Origin of the sequence: Actinomadura sp. NAK00032, from assembly GCF_013364275.1 — a bacterium.
GTDB lineage: Bacteria > Actinomycetota > Actinomycetes > Streptosporangiales > Streptosporangiaceae > Spirillospora.
In genome coordinates, this window is the sequence record NZ_CP054932.1 from 6010530 (window position 1) to 6033103 (window position 22574).

The window sequence follows — 22574 nt, forward strand, 5'->3', positions numbered from 1 at the left end:
GGGGTTTCCTTTCAGTCCCGCGTTCCGCTGTGCAGTTTGTCGAGTGCGGCGGCCAGGACGGCGCCCATCTCGGCGGCCGGCTCCGGGTCCAGGAGCTGGTGGTGCTCGATGTCGACCGGGTAGTCCTCGATCCCGCCCTCGACGAGCGGGCCCCAGTTGGAGCGCCCGGTGGGCGACTCCGCGGTGCGGCCCCGGAGCGCGGTGAAGAACACGACGTCGCCGCGGAACCGGCCCGGCCGGTACTCCTCGGCCTGCCGCAGCCCGTTCTCGTAGTTGCGGTAGACGTTGACCAGGTCGTCCTCGCCGAGGGTGGCGAGGGCGTCGTCGCGGGCGGCGAGGATCTCCATGATCTGCCTCATGTCGGGGTTGCCGTCCGGCGCGAGGGCCTTCGCGTCGACGCCGATGCCCTGCAGCAGCTCGTGCAGGATCTCGCGCTGGTCGCCGGCGAGGTCCTGGCCGTGGTAGGAGTCGATGAGCGCGAGCAGCCCGACGTCCTCCCCCGCGGCCTGGAGCCGGACGGCCATCTCGTAGGCGACGAGCCCGCCGAGGGACCAGCCCACCAGGTGGTAGGGCCCCGAGGGGCGCACCGACCGGATCTGCTCCAGGTAGTCCGCGGCCATCTCCGCGACGGAGCCGGGCAGGTCCGCCTGGGTGAACGCGCGGGCCTGGAGGCCGTAGGCGGGCTGGTCGGGGCCGAGGTGCCGCTGGAACTGCAGGTAGGGCCAGGCGAGGCCGCCGGCGGGGTGGACGAAGAACACCGGCGGGCGGGACCCGGACGTCCGGATCGGGAGGAGCACCTCGAAGCCGATCCGGTCGTCGGGGTCGCCGGCCCTGGCGAGCGCCTCGACGGTCTGGTGGGTGAACACGTCGCGGGGCGTCAGCTCGACCCCGGCCTGCCGGGCGCGGGTGACGAGCCGCAGCGCGGCGATGCTGTCGCCGCCGAGGTCGAAGAAGCTGGCGTCGGCGGCGACCCGGTCGAGGCCGAGGACCTCGGCGACGACCGCGCACAGCCGCTCCTCGTCCGGGGTGCGCGGGTCGCGCCCGGCGGCGGCCCCGGAGTAGTCGGGGGCGGGCAGCGCCCGCCGGTCGAGCTTGCCGGTCGGGCCGACGGGGAAGGTGTCCATCCGGACGAACGCGGCGGGCACCATGTACTCCGGCAGCCGCTCCCGGACGAACTCGCGCAGCCCATCGGTGGCGGGCGCGATGACGTAGGCGACGAGGGCCTTGTGGCCGGGGGCCTCCTCGCGGGCGACGACGGCGACGTTGGCGACGTCCGGATGCGCGGCGACCGCCGCCTCCACCTCGCCCAGCTCGATCCGGAACCCGCGGATCTTGACCTGGAAGTCGGCGCGGTCGACGTACTCCAGGTCCCCGCCGGGCCGCCACCGGACGAGGTCGCCGGTGCGGTACATGCGCTCGCCGGGCGCGCCGAACGGGTCGGGCACGAACCGCTCGGCGGTGAGCGCGGGCCGCCGCAGGTAGCCGCGGGCGACGCCGGACCCGGCGATGTACGCCTCGCCGACGACGCCGGGCGGGACGGGCCGCAGCCCCCGGTCCAGCACGTACACGCGCATGTCGCCGTAGGGGCGGCCGAGCACGGGCGTCCGCTCCGCCGGGTCGGCGAGGGGCGCGCGCTGCGGCGCGGCGGTCGCGTACGTGGTGGCCTCGGTGGGCCCGTACATGTGGACGACCTCGGTGTCCGGGCAGGCGGCGAGGACCTTGCGCATCGCGGCGGGCGATCCGGCCTCGCCGCCGGTGAGCACCTCGCGAAGCCGGGCGAAGGCGTGCGGCCGCTCCTCGGCGACGAGGTTGAACAGGGTGGTGGTGAGGAAGGCGGCGGTAAGGTCCTCGCCGTTGACGATCTCTTCGAGGGCGGCGCCGTCGAGGGGGCCGGGGGGCGCGAAGACGGCGGTGCCGCCGTGCAGCAGCGGCGTCCACAGCTCGTAGGTGGACGCGTCGAAGGCGTGCGAGGAGTGGACGAGGACGCGGTCGTGGGCGCCGCCGCCGAGGCGGCCGTCGGTGGCGAGGTCGACGGCGTCGCGGTGCGCGACCATGACGCCCTTCGGCAGGCCGGTGGAGCCGGAGGTGAAGAACACGCAGGCGAGCTGGTCCGGATGGCACGGCACGGCCGGGTCGGTGTCCGGGGCGGCGGCGGTCTCGGGGTCGTCCACGGCGACGACCTGCGCGGCGGTGCCGAGGGCGGCGGCGCGGTCGCGCATCGGGCCGTCGACGAGCAGCACGGGCGCGCCGACCTCGCCGACGGCCCACGCGATCCGGTCGGCGGGCTGGCCGGGGTGGAGGGGCGCGTAGGCGCCGCCCGCCTTGAGGATCGCCAGCGACGCGACGGCGACGTCCGCGGACCGTTCGAGCAGGACCGCGACGCGGGACTCGCGGCGGACGCCGAGCCCGACCAGCCGGTTCGCGAGCCGGTTCGCGCGGGCGTCCAGCTCCGCGTAGCTGAGGGACGCGCCGGCGGCGCGGACGGCGGTCGCGTCCGGGGTCCGCGCGCACTGCTCGGCGAAGCGGCCGGTGAGGGTGCCGGGCGCGCGGCCGGTCCGCGGGCCCTGCCAGTTCTCCAGCACGTCGGCGCGCTCCTCGTCGTCGAGGACGCGGACGCGGCCGAGGGGCAGGTCGGGCTTGTGCGCGATCGCGTCGAGGATGCGCAGCAGGCGCCGCATCAGCCGCTCGGCGTCCTCGCCGGTGAACAGGTCGGGGCGGTGGTCGATGCGCAGCGACAGGCCGCGGCCGGGGACGGCGGCGAACGTCAGCGGGTAGTGGGTGGCGTCGTAGCCGTCCACGTCGCGGAGGGTGAGGCCGCCGAGGTCGGCGCCGGCGGCGTCCGCGTCGAACGGGTAGTTCTCCAGGACGGTCATCGTGTCGAACAGCGTCCCGGCGCCGGTGAGCCGCTGGATGTCGGCCAGGCCGAGGTGGTGGTGCGGCATCAGCGCGGCCTGCTCGTCCTGGAGGCGGGCGAGGGCCTCGGCGACGGTGTCGGCGGGGCGGACGCGGACGCGGATCGGCAGCGTGTTGATGAACAGGCCGATCATCTGCTCGACGCCGGGCAGCTCGGGCGGGCGGCCGGACACGGCGGCGCCGAACACGACGTCGCCGGAACCGGTGAGGGTGCTGAGCAGCGTGCCCCAGGCGAGCTGCAAGACCGTGTTGAGGGTGACGCCTTGGGCGCGGGCGCGCGCGCTGAGCGCGGTGGTGAGTTCCTCGGTGAGGCGCGTCCGGACGCGGCCGGGGGCGCCGGTGCCGGGCTCGGGTGCGCCCGGCGCGACGAGGGTGGGTTCGTGGACGCCCTGGAGGGAGCTGCGCCAGGCGTCCTCGGCGGCGGCCCGGTCCTGGGCGGCGAGCCACGCCAGGTAGTTCTTGTAGGGGGCGACGCGCGGCATGCCGGTGTCGTCGCCCTGGGCGAGGTACAGCGCGAACAGTTCGGTCTGCAGGACGGGCGTGGACCAGCCGTCCAGCAGGATGTGGTGGTTGGTGAACACCATGCGGTGCAGGTCGTCCGCCATCTTGATGAGCATGAACCGCAGCAGCGGCGGCTTCGCCATGTCGAACGGCCGGGCGCGTTCGGCGCCGGCCAGCTCGCGGGCCCTGGCCTCGCGGTCGGGGCCGGGCAGGGCGGACAGGTCCTCCTCCCGCCAGGGCAGCCGCACCGCGCGGTGCACGACCTGGACCGGCGACCCCTCCTTGCGCTGCCGGAACCCGGCCCGCAGGTTCGCGTGCCGGCGCAGCAGCGTCTCCGCCGCGGCCTTCAGCGCGGCGGCGTCGAGCGGGCCGCGCAGGTCGAGCACGATCTGCGCCGTGTAGACGTCGTGGCCGGTGTCGTAGAGGGCGTGGAAGAACAGGCCCTGCTGCAACGGGGACAGCGGAAGGATGTCCTCTAGCTGCGACTTGCTCAATCCAGCTCCCATTCACCGTCGAGCTCGGCGGCGAGCTCGTCGATCTCGTCCTGGCTGACGTCCACCAGGGACAGGTCGGACGGGGTGAACCCGCCGACGGGGCCGTCCGCGGCGCCGCCGGTGACGTGCGCGACCAGGCCGCGCAGCGCCGCGTACCAGCGGCCGGCGAGGTCCTCGATGTCGGCGGCGTCGAACAGGCCGCCGGCCCAGGTCCAGGTCGCGGACAGCTCGGGTCCGCCCGGCAGGTCGCGGGTGTGCGCGTTGACCTCGATGGCGTGGACGAGGCCGAGCGCGGCGTCCTGCCCGCTGCCGAGGGCGTCGCTCTCGGCCGGTCCGGCCGGTGCCCAGTCGGTGGCCTCGGGCGCGGCGGTGCGGCCGAGGTAGTTGAACGCGAGCTGCGGGTGCGCGCCGCGCAGCCGCTCGCCGGCCGCCGGGTTGAGGTGGCGCAGCAGCCCGTACCCGATGCCGTTGTCGGGGACCTCGCGGAGCTGCTCCTTGACCCGCTTGAGGGCGGTGCCGACGGCCTGGCCGCCCTCGCGGACGTCGGCGGGCTCGACCCACCCGGCGTCCAGCCGCACCGGGTAGAGGGAGGTGAACCAGCCGGCGGTGCGCGACAGGTCGACGCCGGGGACGACCTCCTCGCGGCCGTGCCCTTCGAGGTCGATGAGGACGGCCGTCTCGTCGCAGGTGCCGCGCTCGCGCCGCCACTCGGCGGCGGCGAGGGCGAGGCCGGTGAGCAGCACGTCGTTGACGCGCCCGTGGAAGGCGGCGGGGACCTCGGTGAGCAGGGGGCCGGTCACGTCGGTGGGCAGGCCGAGGGTGAGGTGCCGCGCCGTCCCGAACGTGTCGGCGGCCGGGTCGAGCGGGCGGGCGCCGAGGACCGGGTCGGGGGTGGCGAGGACGTCCTCCCAGAGCGGCAGCTCCGCGGTGCGGGCGGGGTCGGACGCCTCGGCGGCGAGGCGCTGCGCCCAGCGGCGGAACGAGGTCGGGACGGGTTCGAGGGTCCCGCCGGCCCACGCGGTGACGAGGTCGGGCAGCAGGATCCGCCACGACACCCCGTCCACGACGAGGTGGTGGAGGGTGAGGAGGAGCCGCCCGGAGGCGCCGGGGCCGGCGTCGAACCAGACGAGCTGCGCCATCGTCCCGGCGGCGGGGTCGAGGCGGCGGCGCGCCGCCTCCGCCCCGGCGGCGAGGGCCGCGCGGAACGCCCCGGTGTCCAGGCCCGCGACGTCCACGCGGCGGACGAGCGGCGCGGCGTCGACCGTGCCGGGCTCGGCGACCTCGAACTCGTCGCCGGCCACGCGGAGGCGGAGCATGTCGTGGTGGTCGAGGACGGTCTGGAGCGCCCTGGCCAGGTCGTCCAGGCCGAGGCCGGGCGGGACCTGGAGGAGCATCCGCTGGCTGTAGCCGTCCACGGGGCCGTCCAGCTCCTGGAACCAGCGCATGATCGGGGTCGCGGGGACGCGTCCGATGCCCGCGCCGGGCGCCTCGGCCTCGGCCTCCTCGCCTTCCCCGGCGGGGCGGGCGGTGGCGGCGAGCTCCTCGACGGTCTGGTGCTGGAACACATCGCGCGGGGTGATCACCAGGCCCGACTGGCGGGCGCGGGAGACCAGCTGGATCGCGATGATCGAGTCACCGCCGAGGTCGAAGAACCCGTCGTCGATCCCGACCCGCTCCAGGCCGAGCACCTCGGCGAACAGCCGGGAGAGGGTCTCCTCCTGCGGAGTGCGCGCGGTGCGGGACGACACCTTCGCGGCGAAGTCGGGCGCGGGCAGCGCCCTGCGGTCGAGTTTCCCGTTGGACGTCAGCGGGAGCGCGTCCAGCTCGACGACGGCCGCCGGGACCATGTAGTCGGGCAGCTCCCGGCCAGCGAAGCGGCGCAGGTCGGCGGCGTCGATCCCGTTGGCGACGACATAGGCGACGAGGCGGTCGTCGCGGACCACCACGGCCGCGTCCTTGACCGCGTCGTGCCTGGTCAGGACGGCCTGGACCTCGCCCAGCTCGATCCGGAAGCCGCGCAGCTGCACCTGCTGGTCGGCGCGGCCGAGGTATTCGAGGGCGCCGTCGCGGCGCCAGCGGCCGAGGTCGCCCGTACGGTACATGCGGGTGCCGGGCGCGCCGTGCGGGTCGGCGACGAACCGCTCCGCCGACAGTCCCGGCCGGTTCAGGTACCCGCGCGCCAAGCCCGCGCCCGCCACGTACAGCTCACCGACGACGCCTGCCGGAACGGGCTGGAGGCGGTGGTCGAGGACGTAGACCCGCAGGTCGGGGATGCCGACGCCGATGATGCTGCCGGGGGCGGTGGCGGCGTGGACGCGGTCGAGAGCGATGTACGAGACGTGCACCGTGGTCTCGGTGATGCCGTACATGTTGACGAGCGTCGGGGTGTTCTCGGGGTGGCGGGAGTACCAGTCCTCCAGCCGGCCGAGGTCGAGGGCTTCGCCGCCGAAGACGATGTAGCGGAGCGCCAGATCGGTGCCGGGGTTGTCCCGGTCGGCGGCCATCAACTGGTAGAACGCGGACGGAGTCTGGTTGAGGACGGTCACTCGCTCCGCCGCCAGCAGGGCGAGGAAGTCGTCAGGCGACCGGGAGGTCAGGTACGGGACGACGACGAGGCGACCGCCGTAGAGCAGCGGCCCCCACAGCTCCCAGACGGAGAAGTCGAAGGCGTAGGAGTGGAACAGCGTCCAGACATCGTCAGGGCCGAAGCCGAACCACTCCTCCGTCGAGCGCAGCAGCCGCACCACGTTCTGATGCGGGATCACCACGCCCTTCGGACGGCCCGTCGAACCCGACGTGTAGATCACGTATGCCGGATGGTCCGGCGAGACGGCCACGCCGGGATTGGTGTCGGGTCGTCCGGTGGCGTCGAGGTCGTCCGGGCGGAGGGTCAGGACGGGGCGTGCGTCGTCCACCATGTACGCGATGCGGTCTTCCGGATAGTCCGGGTCGATCGGCACATACGCCGCGCCCGCCTTCAAGACCGCCAGGATCGCCACGACGAGATCAGCCGAGCGCGGCAGCGCCAGCGCCACGAACTGCTCAGGCCCGACCCCCTGCTCGATGAGCCGGTGCGCCAGCCGGTTCGCGCGCGCGTTCACCTCGGCGTACGTCCACGACACGCCCTCGAACGTCACCGCCGGAGCGTCCGGACGCGCCGCCGCCTGCGCCTCGAACAGCGCCGGGATCGTCGCGCGCCCGACGTCGGCGCCCTTGCCGCCGGCCCAGCGGCGCAGCAGGGTGCGGCGCTCGCTCCGGTCGAGGATCTCGGCGGTGGTGACGGGCGCCTCGGGGTCGGCGACCAGTTCGCGGAGGAGGCGTTCGAAGCGGTCGGCGATGGAGACGGCCGTGGCCGGGTCGAAGAGGTCTAGGGCGTATTCGAGGCCGGCGTCGATGCCGCCGGGCGCGCCGCCGTCGCCGTGCCGTTCCTCCAGGTAGAGGGACAGGTCGTACTTGGCGGCGCCCGAGCCGAGGGGAAGGGGGCCGCCGGTGAGCCCGTCCATCTCCAGCCGCGCCTCCGGGTTGTTCTGGAACGACAGGGCGACCTGGAACAGCGGGTGCCGGGCCATCGACCGCGCCGGGTTGAGCACCTCGACGAGCCGCTCGAACGGCAGGTCCTGGTGCGCGTAGGCGGCGAGGTCGGTCTCCTTGACCCGCCCGATGAGGTCCCGGAACGAGGGGTCCCCGGAGGTGTCGGTACGCAGGACGAGCATGTTCACGAACATGCCGACCAGGTCGTCCAGCGCCTCGTCCGTGCGGCCCGCGATCGGCGAGCCGATCGGCACGTCCGTCCCCGCGCCGAGCCGGGTCAGCAGCGCGGCGTAGGCGGCCTGCATGACCATGAACAGGGTCGCGCCGTTCTCGCGGGCGAGGGCCAGGAGCGCGGCGTGCAGGTCGGCGTCCAGCTCGAAGGTGTGCGTCCCGCCCCGGTAGGACGCCTCCGGCGGGCGCGGCCGGTCGGTCGGGAGCGAGAGCTCTTCCGGCAGCCCGGCCAGGGCGTCCCGCCAGTAGGCGATCTGCCGCGAGATCAGGCTCCCGGGGTCGTCCTCGGACCCGAACAGCTCGCGCTGCCAGAGCGTGTAGTCGGCGTACTGGACGGGCAGCGGCGCCCACTGCGGCTCCCGCCCCTCCGCGCGGGCGGCGTAGGCGAGGATCACGTCGCGGGCGAGCGGCGCCATCGACCAGCCGTCCGACGCGATGTGGTGCAGGACGAGCATCAGGACGTGCGCGCCGCCGCCGAGGGCGAACAGGCGGGCGCGCAGCGGCGGCTCCACCGACAGGTCGAAGCCGCGCCCGGCCTCGGCGGCCAGCGCCGCCGGGAGCGCGGCCTCCCCGGTCTCGGTGACGTCGAGCCGGGGGCGCGCGGCGGCCGGTTCGAGGACGAGCTGCCGGGCGGTCCCGGACCCGTCCGGGAAGATCGTGCGGAGCGGCTCGTGCCGCGCCGCCACGTCGGCGAGCGCGGCGCGGAGCGCGTCCAGGTCGAGGGCGCCGTCGAGCCGCAGCGCGACCGGCATGGTGAACGTCGCGGACGGGCCCTCGAACCGGTTGAGGAACCAGAGCCGCTGCTGCGCGTGCGACAGCGGCACGACGCCGGGCCGCTCGGCCCGCACCAGCGGCGGCCGCACGCCGCCCCCGGCGTCCGCGCCGGCGAGGCGTTCGGCGAGGCCGGCGGGGGTCGGCGCCTCGAACAGCGCCCGGACGGGCAGTTCGGCGCCGAGCGCGGACCGGATCCGGCCGGCCAGCCGGGTCGCGGTGAGCGAGTCGCCGCCGAGGTCGAAGAACCCGTCGTCCACGCCGACCCGCGGCACGCCGAGGACCTCGGCGAACAGCCCGCAGAGGATCTCCTCGCGCGGGGTGCGCGGGGCGCGGGACCCGGCGGCGGAGGCGTCGGGGGCGGGCAGCGCGGCGCGGTCGAGCTTGCCGTTCACGGTCAGCGGCAGCGCGTCCAGGACGGTGAACGACGGGACCATGTAGTCGGGCAGCCGCTCGGCCGCGTACCGGCGGACGGCGGCGGCGTCGACGTCCGGCCCGACGAGGTAGGCGGCGAGGCGCCGGTCGCCGGGCCGGTCCTCGCGGACGACCACGGCGGCGTGGGCGACGCCCGCGCACCCGGCGAGGACGTTCTCGATCTCGCCGGGCTCCACCCGGAACCCGCGGATCTTCACCTGGTCGTCGGCGCGGCCGAGGTAGGCGATCGTGCCGTCCGGGCGCCACCGGGCCAGGTCGCCGGTCCGGTACATGCGGTCGCCGGGCGCGCCGAACGGGTCGGCGACGAACCGCTCGGCGGACAGGCCGGGCCGGTCGAGGTACCCGCGCGCGAGCTGGACGCCCGCCAGGTACAGCTCGCCGGGGACCCCGGCCGGGGCCGGCTGGAGCGCGGCGTCCAGCACGTAGGCGCGGGTGTTGCGGTAGGGGCCGCCGATGGACGGGTGCTCGCTGCGCGCGACCACCTGGTTCATGGTGTCGATGGTCGACTCGGTGGGCCCGTAGAAGTTGCGTGCGGTGACACCGGGGATCGCGCGGAGTTCGGCCCACAGCTTCTCGCCGACGGCCTCCCCGCCGAGGAGGAGGTGCGAGGGCAGGTGGCGCCCGTCGGCGTCCAGCAGCCCGGCGTCGCGGAGCGAGGTGAAGTGCGACGGGGTGGTGTTCACCAGGTCGATCCGCGCGCGCGCCACGTAGTCGGTATACGCCTCGACGTCGCGGCGGGTGTCGTCGTCGATGAGGTGCAGCTCGTGGCCGTACATCATCCAGAGCAGGCCCATCCAGGACGTGTCGAACGAGAACGACGCCAGGTGCGCGAACCGCATCCGGCGCCCGCCGGCGGCCTGGATCGCCGGGTCGATGAACGCGTCCCGGTGCGCCTCGAAGTAGTTGAGCACGCCCACGTGCGGGACGGTCACGCCCTTGGGCCGTCCGGTGGACCCCGAGGTGTAGATGACGTAGGCGGCGTTGTCCGGCCGCAGCGCCCGCACCCGCTCGCCGTCGGCCGGGTCGTGCGCGGGCCGCCCGCTCGCGTCCGGGAAGTCGGAGGCGGTGATCGTCAGGGCGGGGCGGGCGTCGGACAGCATGGAGGCGATGCGGTCGGACGGGTACTCGGGGTCGATCGGCACATACGCGGCGCCCGCCTTCAGCACGCCGAGGATCGCCACGACGATCTCGGGCGTGCGCGGCAGGACGAGCGCGACGCGGTCCTCGGGGCCGATCCCCCGCGCGATCAGCTCGTGGGCGAGCCGGTTGGCGCGCTCGTTCAGCTCCGCGTAGGTCAGCCGCGCGCCGCCGCAGACGAGCGCCACCTCGGACGGGGTGCGCGCGGCCTGCGGCTCGAACAGCGCGGGCAAGGTGCCGGACGGGATGCCGCCCGCCGTGTCGTTCCACCGCTCCAGCCGGGACCGCTCGTCCTCCCCCGCGAGGTCCACGGCGCCGATCAGGCGGCCGGAGTCCTCGGCGAACGCCTCCAGGACGCGGCGGATCCGGGCGAGGATCGCCGCCACGGCCTCCTGCTCGTAGACGTCCGGCCGGTAGTGCAGGCGCAGCGACAGCCGCTCGCCGGGCAGGGCGACGAACGACAAGGGGAAGTGGGTCGCGTCATAGGAGTCGACTGCGGCGACGCGGACGCCGTTGAGGGAGCCGTCCATCGAGGACGGGTCGAACGGGTAGTTCTCCAGCACCGTCATCGTGTCGAACAGGGCGCCGCCGCCGTGGCCCGCCGCGCGCTGGATGTCGGTGAGGCCGAGGTGGTGGTGGGCGAGGAGTTCGGTCTGCTCGTCCTGGAGGCGCTCCATGAGGGCGCCGAGCGGCTCCTCCATCCGGTAGCGGACGCGGACGGGCAGCGTGTTGATGAACAGGCCGATCATCTGCTCGATACCGGGCAGCTCCGGCGGGCGGCCGGACACGGTCGAGCCGAACACCACGTCGTCGCGGCCGAGCAGCCGGCCGAGGACGAGCCCCCAGGCGCCCTGGAGGACGGTGCTCAGCGTGACGCCGTGGCGGCGGGCCGCGCGGGTGAGGCGCCGGGTCGTCCGCTCGTCCAGACCGGTGACGGTCGGCCGCGGGGGCTGCGGCGCGCGGCCGACGGCCTCCGGCGCGACGAGGCTGGGCTCGTCCACCCCGGCGAGCGCGCGGCGCCACGCCTCCTCGGCGGCGGCGCGGTCCTGCTTCGCGAGCCACGCCAGGTAGTTCTTGTACGGGGTGACGCGCGGCATCCCCGTGTCGTGGCCGCCCTGCATGTAGAGCAGGAACAGTTCGGTCGCGAGGACCGGCGTGGACCACCCGTCCAGCAGGATGTGGTGGTTCGTCAGGATCAGCCGGGACCGTTCCGGCCCCATCCGGACGAGCACGAACCGCAGCAGCGGCGGCGCGGTCATGTCGAAGCCGCGCGCCCGCTCCCGCGCGACGACGGCGTCGGCCTCCGCGCCGGACGCGGTGACCTCCTCCCACGGCAGCTCGACCGTGCGCGGGATCACCTGGACGGGGCGCGACAGGTCCTCGTGCCAGAACGCGGCGCGCAGGTTCGCGTGCCTGCGCAGCAGCGTCCCGGCGGCGGTGCGCAGCGCCCCCGCGTCCAGGGGCCCCTCCAGATCGAGGACGAGCTGCGCCGTGTAGACGTCCGCGTCGCCCGCGTCGAAGAGCGCATGGAAGAAGAAACCCTGCTGCAGGGGCGACAGGGGCAGGATGTCCTCAAGGTCCCCCCGGTTCACGATTTCTGCCTCCAAGCGGTCTGCAGCTTGTCGATCTCGCTCTGGTCCAGGTCCACGAGCAGGTCGGACGGGGTGAAGCCGGCGGCGTCGCCGGCGGCGGCGTCCGCGGCGAGGGCGCGCAGCGCGGTGAACCAGCCCTCGGCCAGCTCCCGGACGTCGGCGGGCTCCAGCAGGCCGCCCGGCCACGTCCAGGTCGCCGACAGCACGGGCCCGCCGGGCAGGTCGCGGGTGACGGCGTTGATCTCCAGGACATGCGCCACCGGCATCGCCGGGTCCTCGCCGGCGGGCAGTTCCTCGGCGGCGAGCGTCCAGTCGCCGCCCGCGTCCCCGGCGTCGACGCGGCCGAGGTAGTTGAACGCGATCTGCGGGGGCGGGACGGCGGCCAGCTCCTCGGCGGCCTCGCCGCCGCCGTAGCGGAGCAGGCCGTAGCCGATGCCGCCGTCCGGGACGGCGCGGAGCTGCTCCTTCACCGCCTTGAGCGCGGCGGCGCCGGTCGCGCTGCCCGCGTCCAGCCGGACCGGGTGGATGGAGGTGAACCAGCCGGCGGTGCGGGACACCTCGGCGCCGGGGACCACGTCCTCGCGGCCGTGCCCTTCGAGGTCGACGAGGACGCCGGTGCCGCGCCCGCCATGGCGCCGGCGCCACTGGGCGACGGCGAGCGCGAGGCCGGTGAGCAGCACGTCGTTGACCCGGCCGTGGAACGAGGCCGGGACGTCGGTGAGCAGCGGCCCGGTCACGTCGGCGGGCAGGTCGAGGGCGACCGACCGGGCGCGGGCCGCGATGTCCACGCGCGGGTCGAGCGGCCGCTTCGCGAGGTTCTGCGGGGGGCCGTCGATGATGTCGAGCCAGTCCTCCAGCTCGTCCTCGTCCCGCTCGGCGGCGGTGAGCTTCTGCGCCCAGCGGCGGAACGACGTCGGGACGGGTTCGAGGGTCCCGCCGGCCCACGCGGTGACGAGGTCGGGCAGCAGGATCCGCCACGACACCCCGTCCACGACCAGGTGGTGCAGGACGAGGAGGACGCGGCCCTGGTCGCGGCCCGCGTCGAACCAGACGAGCTGCGCCACCGTCCCGGCGGCCGGGTCGAGGCGGTCGCGGGCGGCGGTGGCCTGCTCGGTGATGACGGACTGGAGCTTGTCGGCGTCCATGCCCGCGACGTCCACCCGCGTCACCAGGGCGGCCGCGTCGCACGAGCCGGGCGGCCGGACGACGGGCTGCCAGCCGTCCAGGCGGAGGCGGAGCATGTCGTGGTGGTCCAGGAGCGTCTGGAGCGCGGCGGTCAGCCGTTCGGCGCCGAGGTCCGGCGGGGTGCGCAGGAGCGTCGACTGGTGGAAGCCGCCGATCAGCGCGGTGTCGCCGCCGACGCGCTCGCGCAGCCACGCCACGATCGGGGTGACCGGGACGGGGCCGACGCCGGTGCCGGGGGCCTCGGCCTCGACCTCCTCGCCTTCGGCGGCGGGGCGGGCGGTGGCGGCGAGCTCCTCGACGGTCTGGTGCTGGAACACATCGCGCGGCGTGATGACCAGGCCCGACTGGCGGGCGCGGGAGACCAGCTGGATCGCGATGATCGAGTCGCCGCCGAGGTCGAAGAACCCGTCGTCGATCCCGACCCGCTCCAGGCCGAGCACCTCGGCGAACAGCCGGGAGAGGGTCTCCTCCTGCGGAGTGCGCGCGGTGCGGGACGACACCTTCGCGGCGAAGTCGGGCGCGGGCAGCGCCCTGCGGTCGAGCTTGCCGTTGACGGTGAGCGGGAGGGCGTCCAGCTCGACGATCACGGCGGGGACCATGTAGTCGGGCAGCTCCTTGCCCGCGAAGCGGCGCAGGTCGGACGAGTCGACGCCCGAGCCGGCGACGTAGGCGACGAGGCGGTCGTCGCGGACGACCACGGCGACGTCGGAGACGGCGTCGTGGCGGGCGAGGGCCGACTCGATCTCGCCCAGCTCGATCCGGAAGCCGCGCAGCTGCACCTGCTGGTCGCTGCGGCCGAGGTATTCGAGGCGGCCGTCGTCCAGCCGGCGGCCGAGGTCGCCTGTCCGGTACATGCGGGTGCCGGGCGCGCCGTGCGGGTCGGCGACGAACCGCTCCGCCGACAGTCCCGGCCGGTTCAGGTACCCGCGCGCCAAGCCCGCGCCCGCCACGTACAGCTCACCGATCACTCCGGGCGGCACGGGCTGAAGGCGGTCATCGAGGACATAGACCCGCAGGTCGGGGATGCCGACGCCGATGACGCTGCCGGGCGCGGTCGCCGCGTAGGCACGGTCGAGCGCGACGTACGAGACGTGCACCGTGGTCTCGGTGATGCCGTACATGTTGACGAGCGTCGGGGCGTTCTCGGGGTGCCGGGAGTACCAGTCCTCCAGGCGCCCCAGTTCCAGTGCCTCGCCGCCGAACACGATGTAGCGGAGCGCCAGATCGCTGCCCGGGTTGTCCCGGTCGGCGGCCATCAGCTGGTAGAAAGCCGACGGAGTCTGGTTGAGGACGGTCACCTTCTCGGCGGCCAGGAGAGACAGGAACTCCTCCGGCGACCGCGAGGTCAGGTACGGGACGACGACGAGACGCCCGCCGTACAGCAGCGGCCCCCACAGCTCCCAGACCGAGAAGTCGAAGGCGTAGGAGTGGAACAGCGTCCAGACGTCGTCCGGACCGAAGCCGAACCACTCCTCCGTCGAGCGCAGCAGCCGCACCACGTTCTGATGCGGGATCACCACACCCTTCGGACGCCCCGTCGAACCCGACGTGTAGATCACGTACGCCGGATGGTCCGGCGAGACCGAGACATCGAGGTCGGCGTCGTCGTAGGCTTCCGCGTCCAGGTCCTCCGGGCGGAGGGTCAGGACGGGACGCGCGTCGTCCACCATGTACGCGATCCGGTCCTGGGGGTAATCCGGGTCGATCGGCACATACGCCGCGCCCGCCTTCAGCACCGCCAGGATCGCCACGACGAGATCGGCCGAGCGCGGCAGCGCCAGCGCCACGAACTGCTCAGGCCCAACCCCCTGCTCGACCAGCTTGCGCGCCAGCCGGTTCGCTCGCGCGTTCACCTCGGCATACGTCCACGACACGCCCTCGAACGTCACCGCCGGAGCGTCCGGACGCGCCGCGGCCTGCGCCTCGAACAGCGCCGGGATCGTCGCCCGCTCCGCCGCACCGGCGCCGCCACCGGCCCATTCGCCGAGGATCAGCGACCGCTCCTCCGGCGCCAGGACGTCGGCGCGGCCGATGGGCGCGTCCGGGTCGGCGAGGAGCGCGGACAGGTACCGCTCGAACCGCTCGACGAGCCGCCGCGCGGTGGCCGGGTCGTACAGGTCGAGGGCGTACTCCAGCTCGCCGTCGAACCCGTCCTCCCGCTCGGTGAGGATCATCAGCAGGTCGAACCGGGACGCGCTGGCGGCGAGGGGCTCCAGCTCGGCGGTGAAGCCGGGCATCTCCAGCCGCGCCTCCGGGTTGTTCTGGAACGTCAGCCCGATCTGGAACAGCGGGTGCCGGGCCAGGTGGCGCGGCGGGTTCAGCACCTCGACGAGCCGCTCGAACGGGACGTCCTGGTGCGCGTAGGCGGCGAGGTCGGTCTCCTTCACACGCCCGATGAGGTCCCGGAACGAAGGGTCTCCAGAGGTGTCGGTACGGAAGACGAGCATGTTCACGAACATGCCGACCAGGTCGTCCAGCGCCTCGTCCGTGCGGCCCGCGATCGGCGAGCCGATCGGCACGTCCGTCCCCGCGCCGAGCCGGGTCAGCAGCGCGGCGAACGCGGCCTGGGCGACCATGAACGGGCTCGCGCCGGTCTCCCGCGCGATGCCCAGCAGGGCGGCGTGCACGTCGCCGCCGAGCCGGAACCGCTCGGTCGCGCCCCGGTAGGACGCCTCCGCAGGGCGCGGCCGGTCGGCCGGGAGCGGCAGCTCCTCCGGCAGCCCGGCCAGGGCGTCCCGCCAGTAGGCGATCTGCCGCGAGACCAGGCTGTCCGGGTCGTCCTCGGAGCCGAGCAGTTCCTGCTGCCAGAGCGTGTAGTCGGCGTACTGGACGGGCAGCGGCACCCAGTCCGGCGCCGTGCCGCCCGCGCGGGCCGCGTAGGCGGTGATGAAGTCGCGGGCGAGCGGCGCCATCGACCAGCCGTCGCCGCCGACGTGGTGCAGCAGGAGCAGCGCGACGTGCTCGTCCGGGGCGATCCGGAACAGGTGGGTGCGCAGCGGCGGCTCGGCGGTGATGTCGAACGCGTACCCGGCGGCCATGGCGAGCCGGGCCGGGAGCTGCGCGCCGGTGGTCTCGGCGACCTCCAGCTCGGGGCGGGCGGCGGCCGGGTCCAGGATGGTCTGGCGCGGCACTCCCCCGGCGTCCGGCAGGACGGTGCGGAGCGTCTCGTGCCGGTCCACCAGGTCGCCGATCGCGGCGCGGAGCGCGTCCGCGTCCAGGGGGCCGCGGATGCGCAGCGCGACCGGCATGTTGTAGGTCGCGGACGGCCCCTCGAACTTGTTGAGGAACCACTGCCGCTGCTGCGCGTAGGAGAGCGGGAGGACGGCGGGCCGCTCGCGGGGCTCCAGCTGCGGTCGGCCGGACGCCGCGCCCTCCAGCTCGGCGACGCGCGCGGCGAGGCCGGCGACGGTGGGCGCCTCGAACAGGGCGCGGACGGGCAGCTCGACGCCGAGGGCCCGGCGGATCCGGGTCGCGACCCGCATGGCGACGAGCGAGTCCCCGCCCAGCTCGAAGAAGTCGTCGTCGATGCCGAGCGCGTCGATCCCGAGCAGGGCGGCGACGATGCCGGCGACGGCGGCCTCGCGGGCGTCGCGCGGGGCCCGGTAGGCGGTGCCGGGGCCGGCCTGCTCCGGCTTGGGCAGCGCCTTGGTGTCGACCTTCCCGTTGGGGGTGAGCGGCAGCTCGTCCAGGACGACCACGGCGGAGGGCACCATCGACTCGGGCAGGTTCTCCCGGACGTGGGCGCGCAGCTCCTCGGGGTCGAGGTCGGCGCCGGGGGCGGCGACGACGTAGGCGACCAGGCGGCTGCCGCCCGGCGCGGCGCCCCGCCGGGCGGCGGGCGTTCCGGGACCGCTGAGCGCGGCCAGCACGTCGCGCACATCACCCGCGCCGGGCAGCGCGATGTCGCCGACGGGGCGGTCCGGGTCGGTGACGAGGGTCTGGACGAGTTCGTCCAGCAGCGCGGTCAGCCGCTCGGCGGTGGCGCGGCCGAAGACGTCGGGCCGGTACTCCAGCCGGAGCCGGAGCCGCTCGCCCGGCACGGCGAGCAGGGTCAGCGGGTAGTGGGTGGCGTCGACCAGGTCGGCGCCCGCCAGCCGGACCCCGTCGAACGCGGCCTCCAGCAGCGCGGCGTCCAGCGGGTAGTTCTCGAACACCGTCATGGTGTCGAAGAGCGGGCCGGTGCCCGCGGCCCGCTGGATCTCGCCGAGGCCGAGGTGGTGGTGGGCGAACAGCCGGGACTGCTCGTCCTGGAGGCGGCCGAGGCCGTCCATGAGGGTCTCGGCGGCGTCGAGGCGGACCCGGACCGGCAGCGTGTTGATGAACAGCCCGATCATCTGCTCGGATCCGGGCAGCTCGGGCGGCCGGCCGGAGACGGTGGCGCCGAACACCACGTCGTCGCGGCCGGTGAGCCGCGCGAGCAGCAGCCCCCACAGCCCCTGCACGACGGTGTTCGGGGTCAGGCCGTGGCTCCGCGCCCGCGCGGACAGGCCGTCCGACAGGTCTTCGGGCAGGTCGAGGACGACGTGCTCGGGCAGGACGGGCGGCCGGTCGGCGGCGGCCGGGGCCAGCACGGTCGGTTCGGCGAGGCCCTCCAGGGCCGTGCGCCACGCGTCGCGGGCGGCGTCGCCGTCCTGGGCGTCCAGCCAGGCCAGGTGCTCCTTGTAGGGGGCGGTGCGCGGCGGCTGCTCGCCGGTGTAGAGGGCGAGGAGTTCACCGGCCAGCACCGGGATGGACCAGCCGTCCAGGACGATGTGGTGGGCGGTGAGCAGGAGCCGGTGACGGCCGGGGCCGAGGCGGAGCAGCGCGAAGCGCAGCAGCGGCGGGCGTCCGAGGTCGAACGGGCGGGACCGCTCGGCGGTCATGGCCTCCCGGACCTGCGCGTCCGGCGCGCCGCCGAGGTCGGTCTCCCGCCAGGGCGCCTCCGCCTCGCCGAGGACGATCTGCACCGGGGTGCCGTCGCCGGTCTGGGCGAACGCGGCGCGCAGTCCGGGGTGCCGGTCGACGAGGCCCTGCCCGGCCGCGCGCAGGGCGGCGGTGTCGAGCGGGCCTTCGAAGTCGAGGACGAGCTGGGCGGTGTAGACGTCGGAGCCGGAGTCGAGCAGCGCGTGGAAGAAGAAGCCCTGCTGGAGCGGTGAGAGCGGCCAGAGGTCGGCCAGCCCCGGACGGGCGGCCGCGACCTCGGCGACCTCGGTCCGGGTCAGCGGGACCAGCGGGAAGTCGGAGGGGGTGTGCCCGCCCCCGCCCGCCGCGACGTGCGCGGCGATGCCCCGCAGCGCCTCGAACCAGTTGTCGGCCAGTTCCCGGACGTCCGCGGCGTCCAGGATCTTCGCGGCCCACGTCCAGGTGGCCGACAGGCGGGGCCCGGCGGCCGAGTCCCGCGCGACCGCGTCGATCTCCACGGTGTGGGCGAGCGGCATGGCGGCGTCGCCGCCGCCGTCCAGGGCGCCGGCCTCGGCGGCGATGCTCCAGTCGCCGGAGGTGTCCTCGACCCGGCCGAGGTAGTTGACGACGATCTGCGGCGCGGGCAAGGCGGCGAGTTCCCGGCCGGTCTCCTCGTTCAGGTGGCGGAGCAGGCCGTAGCCGAGGCCGTTGTCCGGCAGCGTCCGGAGCCGCTCCTTGGCGTTGCGGACGGCCTCGCCCGCCGCCGGTCCGCCCGCGCGGACCTCGTCCCACGCCGCGTCGCCCGCGTCGCCCGCGTCGAGTCGGACGGGGAACATGCTGGTGAACCAGCCGACCGTCCGCGACAGGTCGAGGGCCGCGGCGCCCGGGGACGCGGGCAGGTCCTCGCGGCCGTGGCCTTCCAGGTCCACCAGGACGGCGGAGTCGCGGAGGGCGACGCCCCGGCGGCGGCGCCATTCGGTCACCGCGAGGGCCAGTCCGGCGAGCAGGACGTCGTTGACGCGGCCGTGGAACGCGGCGGGCACGCCGGTCAGCAGCGCCGATGTGGTGGCCTCGTCCAGTTCCAGGGTGAGGCTGCCGGCGGTGGCCCGGGTGTCCTGGGCGGGGTCGAGGGGGCGGTCGCCGAGGAGGGCGTCCCCGGTCCGCAGCATCTCGGTCCACAGGCCGAGTTCGGCGGTCCGCCGCGCGGTGGCGGCCTCCTCGGCGAGCCGCTGCGCCCAGCGGCGGAACGACGTGCCGGCGGGGTCGAGCCGGGCGGGCTCTCCGGTGGTGCTCGCCGCCCAGGCGGTGACGAGGTCGGGCAGCAGGATCCGCCAGGACACGCCGTCCACGACCAGGTGGTGCAGCACGACCAGCAGCCGGCCGGGCGCCTGCGCGCCCGCGTCCAGCCACACGAGCTGCGCCATCGTCCCGGACGCGGGGTCCAGGCGGCCGCGCGCGAGGCCGGCCTGCGCCGCGACGGTCTCCGCCAGGGCGGCGTCGTCCGCTCCGGCGACGTCGACCCGGTGGACGCACGCGGCGGCGTCGACGGTGCCGGGCGCGGTGATCCGCGGGTCGCCGCCGGCGGGGACGGTCATCCGGAGGGCGTCGTGGTGGTCGAGGACGGCCTGCAGCGCGCGGGTCAGGCGGTCGGTGCCCAGGCCGGGCGGGGTGCGCAGCAGGACGCTCTGGCTGAAGCCGCCGCTCGGGCCGCCGAGGCCGCGCAGCCACCGCATGATCGGGGTGGCGGGGAACGCGCCCACGCCCGCGTCCGACTCCTCGGCGGTGCCGTCCGCCCCGGTGCCGGCGGGCAGCGCCACCTGGGCGAGGGCCTCCACGGTCGGGTACCGGAAGACCTCCCGCGGCGACAGCACCAGGCCGGCCCGCCGCGCCCGCGACACCAGCCGCATCGCGATGATCGAGTCGCCGCCGAGGTCGAAGAAGCCGTCGTCGATCCCGACCCGGGCGACGCCCAGCACCTCGGCGAACAGGTCCGCCAGCAGCGCCTCGGCGGGGGTGCGCGGCGCGCGGCCCGACGCCCGCGCCGCGAAGTCGGGGGCGGGCAGCGCCGCCCGGTCGAGCTTGCCGCTCGGGTTCAGCGGCAGCGCGTCCAACGGCACCACCGCCGCCGGGACCATGTACGCGGGCAGCGTCTCGGCGGCGAACCGGCGCAGCTCGCCGGGGTCGACCGGGCCGGACGGGACGACGTAGGCGATCAGCCGCGGGGTGCCCGGCTGGTCCTCCCGGGGCACCACGACCGCCTGGCCCACCGCGGGGTGCCGGGCGAGCGCGGTCTCGATCTCGCCCGGCTCGATGCGGAAGCCGCGGATCTTCACCTGGTGGTCGAGGCGGCCCAGGTACTCGATCTGCCCGGCGCCGTTCCAGCGGGCGAGGTCGCCGGTGCGGTACATCCGCTCGCCGGGCGCGCCGAACGGGCAGGCGACGAACCGCTCGGCGGTGAGCGCGGACCGGTCCAGGTAGCCGCGGGCCAGGCCCGCGCCCGCCAGGTACAGCTCGCCGGGCACGCCGGCGGGGACGGGCCGGAGCGCGGCGTCCAGCACGTAGGCGCGGGTGTTGGCGATCGGGCCGCCGATCGGGGCGCGGCCGGCGGCGTTGCCGTCGTCGAACCAGGCCGTCGCGTAGACGGTCGCCTCGGTGGGGCCGTAGATGTTGGCGATGCGGGCGTCCGGCAGCAGGGCCCGCAGATCGTGGACGAGCTTGGCGGGCAGCGCCTCGCCGGCGAGGACGACGTCGCCCGCCTCCAGCGCCGGGGCCCCCGTCGCCAGCAGCGCCGACACCGCCGACGGCACGCCGCTGACCAGCGTCCCGGACCAGCCGCCGCGCTCGGCGACCTCCAGCAGGTCCCGGACGACCTCGATGTGGCCGCCCATGGTGAGCGGCGTCAGCCACTCGAACACCGACACGTCGAAGTTCAGCGACGTGGAGAACAGGACGCGGGCGAGCCGGCCGGGGCCGAAGTCCCGCTCCGCCCACGCGCACAGGTCGGCGGCGCCGGCGTGGGAGACGACGACGCCCTTCGGACGTCCCGTGGAACCGGAGGTGTAGATGACGTAGGCGGCGTCGGCCGGGTGCAGCGGGCGGACCCGGTCGGCGTCGGTCACGGCCGCGCCGGCGGTGTCGCCACCGGGCGGGGCGGCGAGGGAGGACGGGTCGAGTTCCAGGCGCGGCGCCGCGCCGGGCAGGTCGGCGCCCGGGGTCGTGATGACGCAGGCCGGGGACGCGTCGTCCAGCATGAACGCGATGCGGTCCGGCGGGTAGGCGAGGTCGACCGGCTGGTAGGCCGCGCCCGACTTCAGCACGGCGAGCGCCGCGACGACCAGGTTCTCGTCGCGCGGCAGGGCGAGGGCGACGAAGTCGCCGGGGCCGGCGCCGCGGGCGATCAGCCGGCGGGCGAGGCGGCCGGCGCGCTCGTCCAGCTCCCGGTAGGTGAGGGTCGTGCCGGCGTGCGTGACGGCGGGCGCGTCCGGGGTGCGGGCGGCCTGCGCCTCGAACAGCTCCGGGACGACGGCGGGCGCGACCGGCAGCGCCGTGTCGTTCCACGCGTGCAGGACGCGGGACCGCTCGGCGGCGTCCAGCAGCTCCACGTCGCGGAGCGGGGTCGCCGGGTCCACCTCCCCGAGCGTCCGCATGAAGCGCAGGTAGCGGTGCAGGTGCGCGGCGACCTCGTCCTCGGTGTAGAGGTCCGGGTGGGCCTCGAAGTCGACGCGCAGCCCGGCGCCGTCGAAGTTGTCGTAGACGTTGATGGACAGGTCGTCGACGGGCCCGGTCGTGACGGCGTGCATCCGCGCCGGCAGGCCCGCGAAGTCCAGCCGGTAGTCGAACGCCATGATGTTGATGACGGGCCCGTACAGCCGGTGCCGCTCGCCCAGCAGCTTCAGGTCGCGGACCAGGTCGTCGCGGCGGTAGCGCTGGTGCCGCAGCGCCCGCGCGGTCGCGCGGGTCGCGGCGCGGACCAGGTCGTCCACCGTCATGTCCGGGGCGACGCGGACCCGCAGCGGCAGGATCGTCGACATCATCGCCGGGGTCCGCATCGCCAGCCGGGTGGTGCGGCCGGTGACGGCGAGGCCGAGGATCACGTCCTCGGCGCCGGTCATCCGCGCCACGTACGCGGCGGTCGCGGCGATCGCGAGGCCCGGGGTCGCGGTGCGCAGCCGGCGGGCGCCCGCCGCGAGCGCGGCGCTCTCCGCCGGCGGGACGACGCCGATCATGCTCCGGTAGTCGGCGGTGGGCTCGGCGGTGCCCTCGGCCAGCGACACCGCCGCCGGGCGGTCGGCGAACCGCTCGGTCCAGTAGGCGCGGTCCCGCTCGAACCTCTCCGACGCCCGGTAGGCCTCCTCCTCGGCGAGCAGCGCCCGGTAGTCGCCCAGCTCCGCCGGGACGTACGCGCCGCCGGCGGACAGCGAAGTGTAGATCTCGGCGGCGCGGCGGCTGACCATCGGGCCGCTGAAGCCGTCCTGGATGATGTGGTGCGCGCGGATGAACCAGCGGTGCAGGTCCGGCGCGAGCCGCAGCAGGGCGGTGCTGAACAGCCGCTCGCCGTCCAGCGGCAGCGGTTCGGCCATGCGCGCGCGCATCCACGCGCGCGCGGCGGCGTCCGGGTCGGGCTCGCCGGACAGGTCCACGAGCGGGACCGACACGGAGGCGTCCGGGTCGAGGATCTGGCGGACGGCCCCGTCCGCCTCCACGAGCCGCGCGTTCATCGCGAGGCCCTCGTGCGCGCCGAGCCGCGCGACGCGGTCGAACAGCGCGTGGTCGAGCGGTCCCTCGATCTCGATGTACTGCGCGATGTGAATCGGCGTTTCCGGCGCCAGCTGCTGCGCGTACCAGACGCTCTGCTGAGCGGCCGAAAGGGGAACGTACTCGGTGGGCATCAAGCGGCACTTTC

The 22574-nt window shown here is 75.3% G+C and carries 3 protein-coding genes; all 3 read right to left on the reverse strand.

The window, feature by feature from the left end; all coding sequences use genetic code 11:
* Positions 1–11: 11 nt before the first annotated feature.
* From HUT06_RS27855 to HUT06_RS27865, 3 genes are read right to left on the reverse strand one after another with little or no spacing between them, the layout of a single operon-like run.
* Positions 12–3908 (reverse strand): amino acid adenylation domain-containing protein, encoded by a 3897-nt coding sequence (locus tag HUT06_RS27855; protein ID WP_254715423.1) that lies wholly within the window; start codon positions 3906–3908, stop codon positions 12–14.
* Positions 3905–11605 carry a non-ribosomal peptide synthetase gene (locus HUT06_RS27860; RefSeq protein WP_176198416.1) on the reverse strand — a complete coding sequence of 2567 codons (7701 nt, stop codon included), beginning with the start codon at positions 11603–11605 and terminating at the stop codon, positions 3905–3907. The genes HUT06_RS27855 and HUT06_RS27860 overlap by 4 nt, the downstream gene beginning before the upstream one ends.
* Entirely contained in the window at positions 11602–22560 is a 10959-nt protein-coding gene (locus tag HUT06_RS27865; RefSeq protein ID WP_217711489.1) for a non-ribosomal peptide synthetase, read from the reverse strand. The genes HUT06_RS27860 and HUT06_RS27865 overlap by 4 nt, the downstream gene beginning before the upstream one ends.
* Positions 22561–22574: the final 14 nt, after the last annotated feature.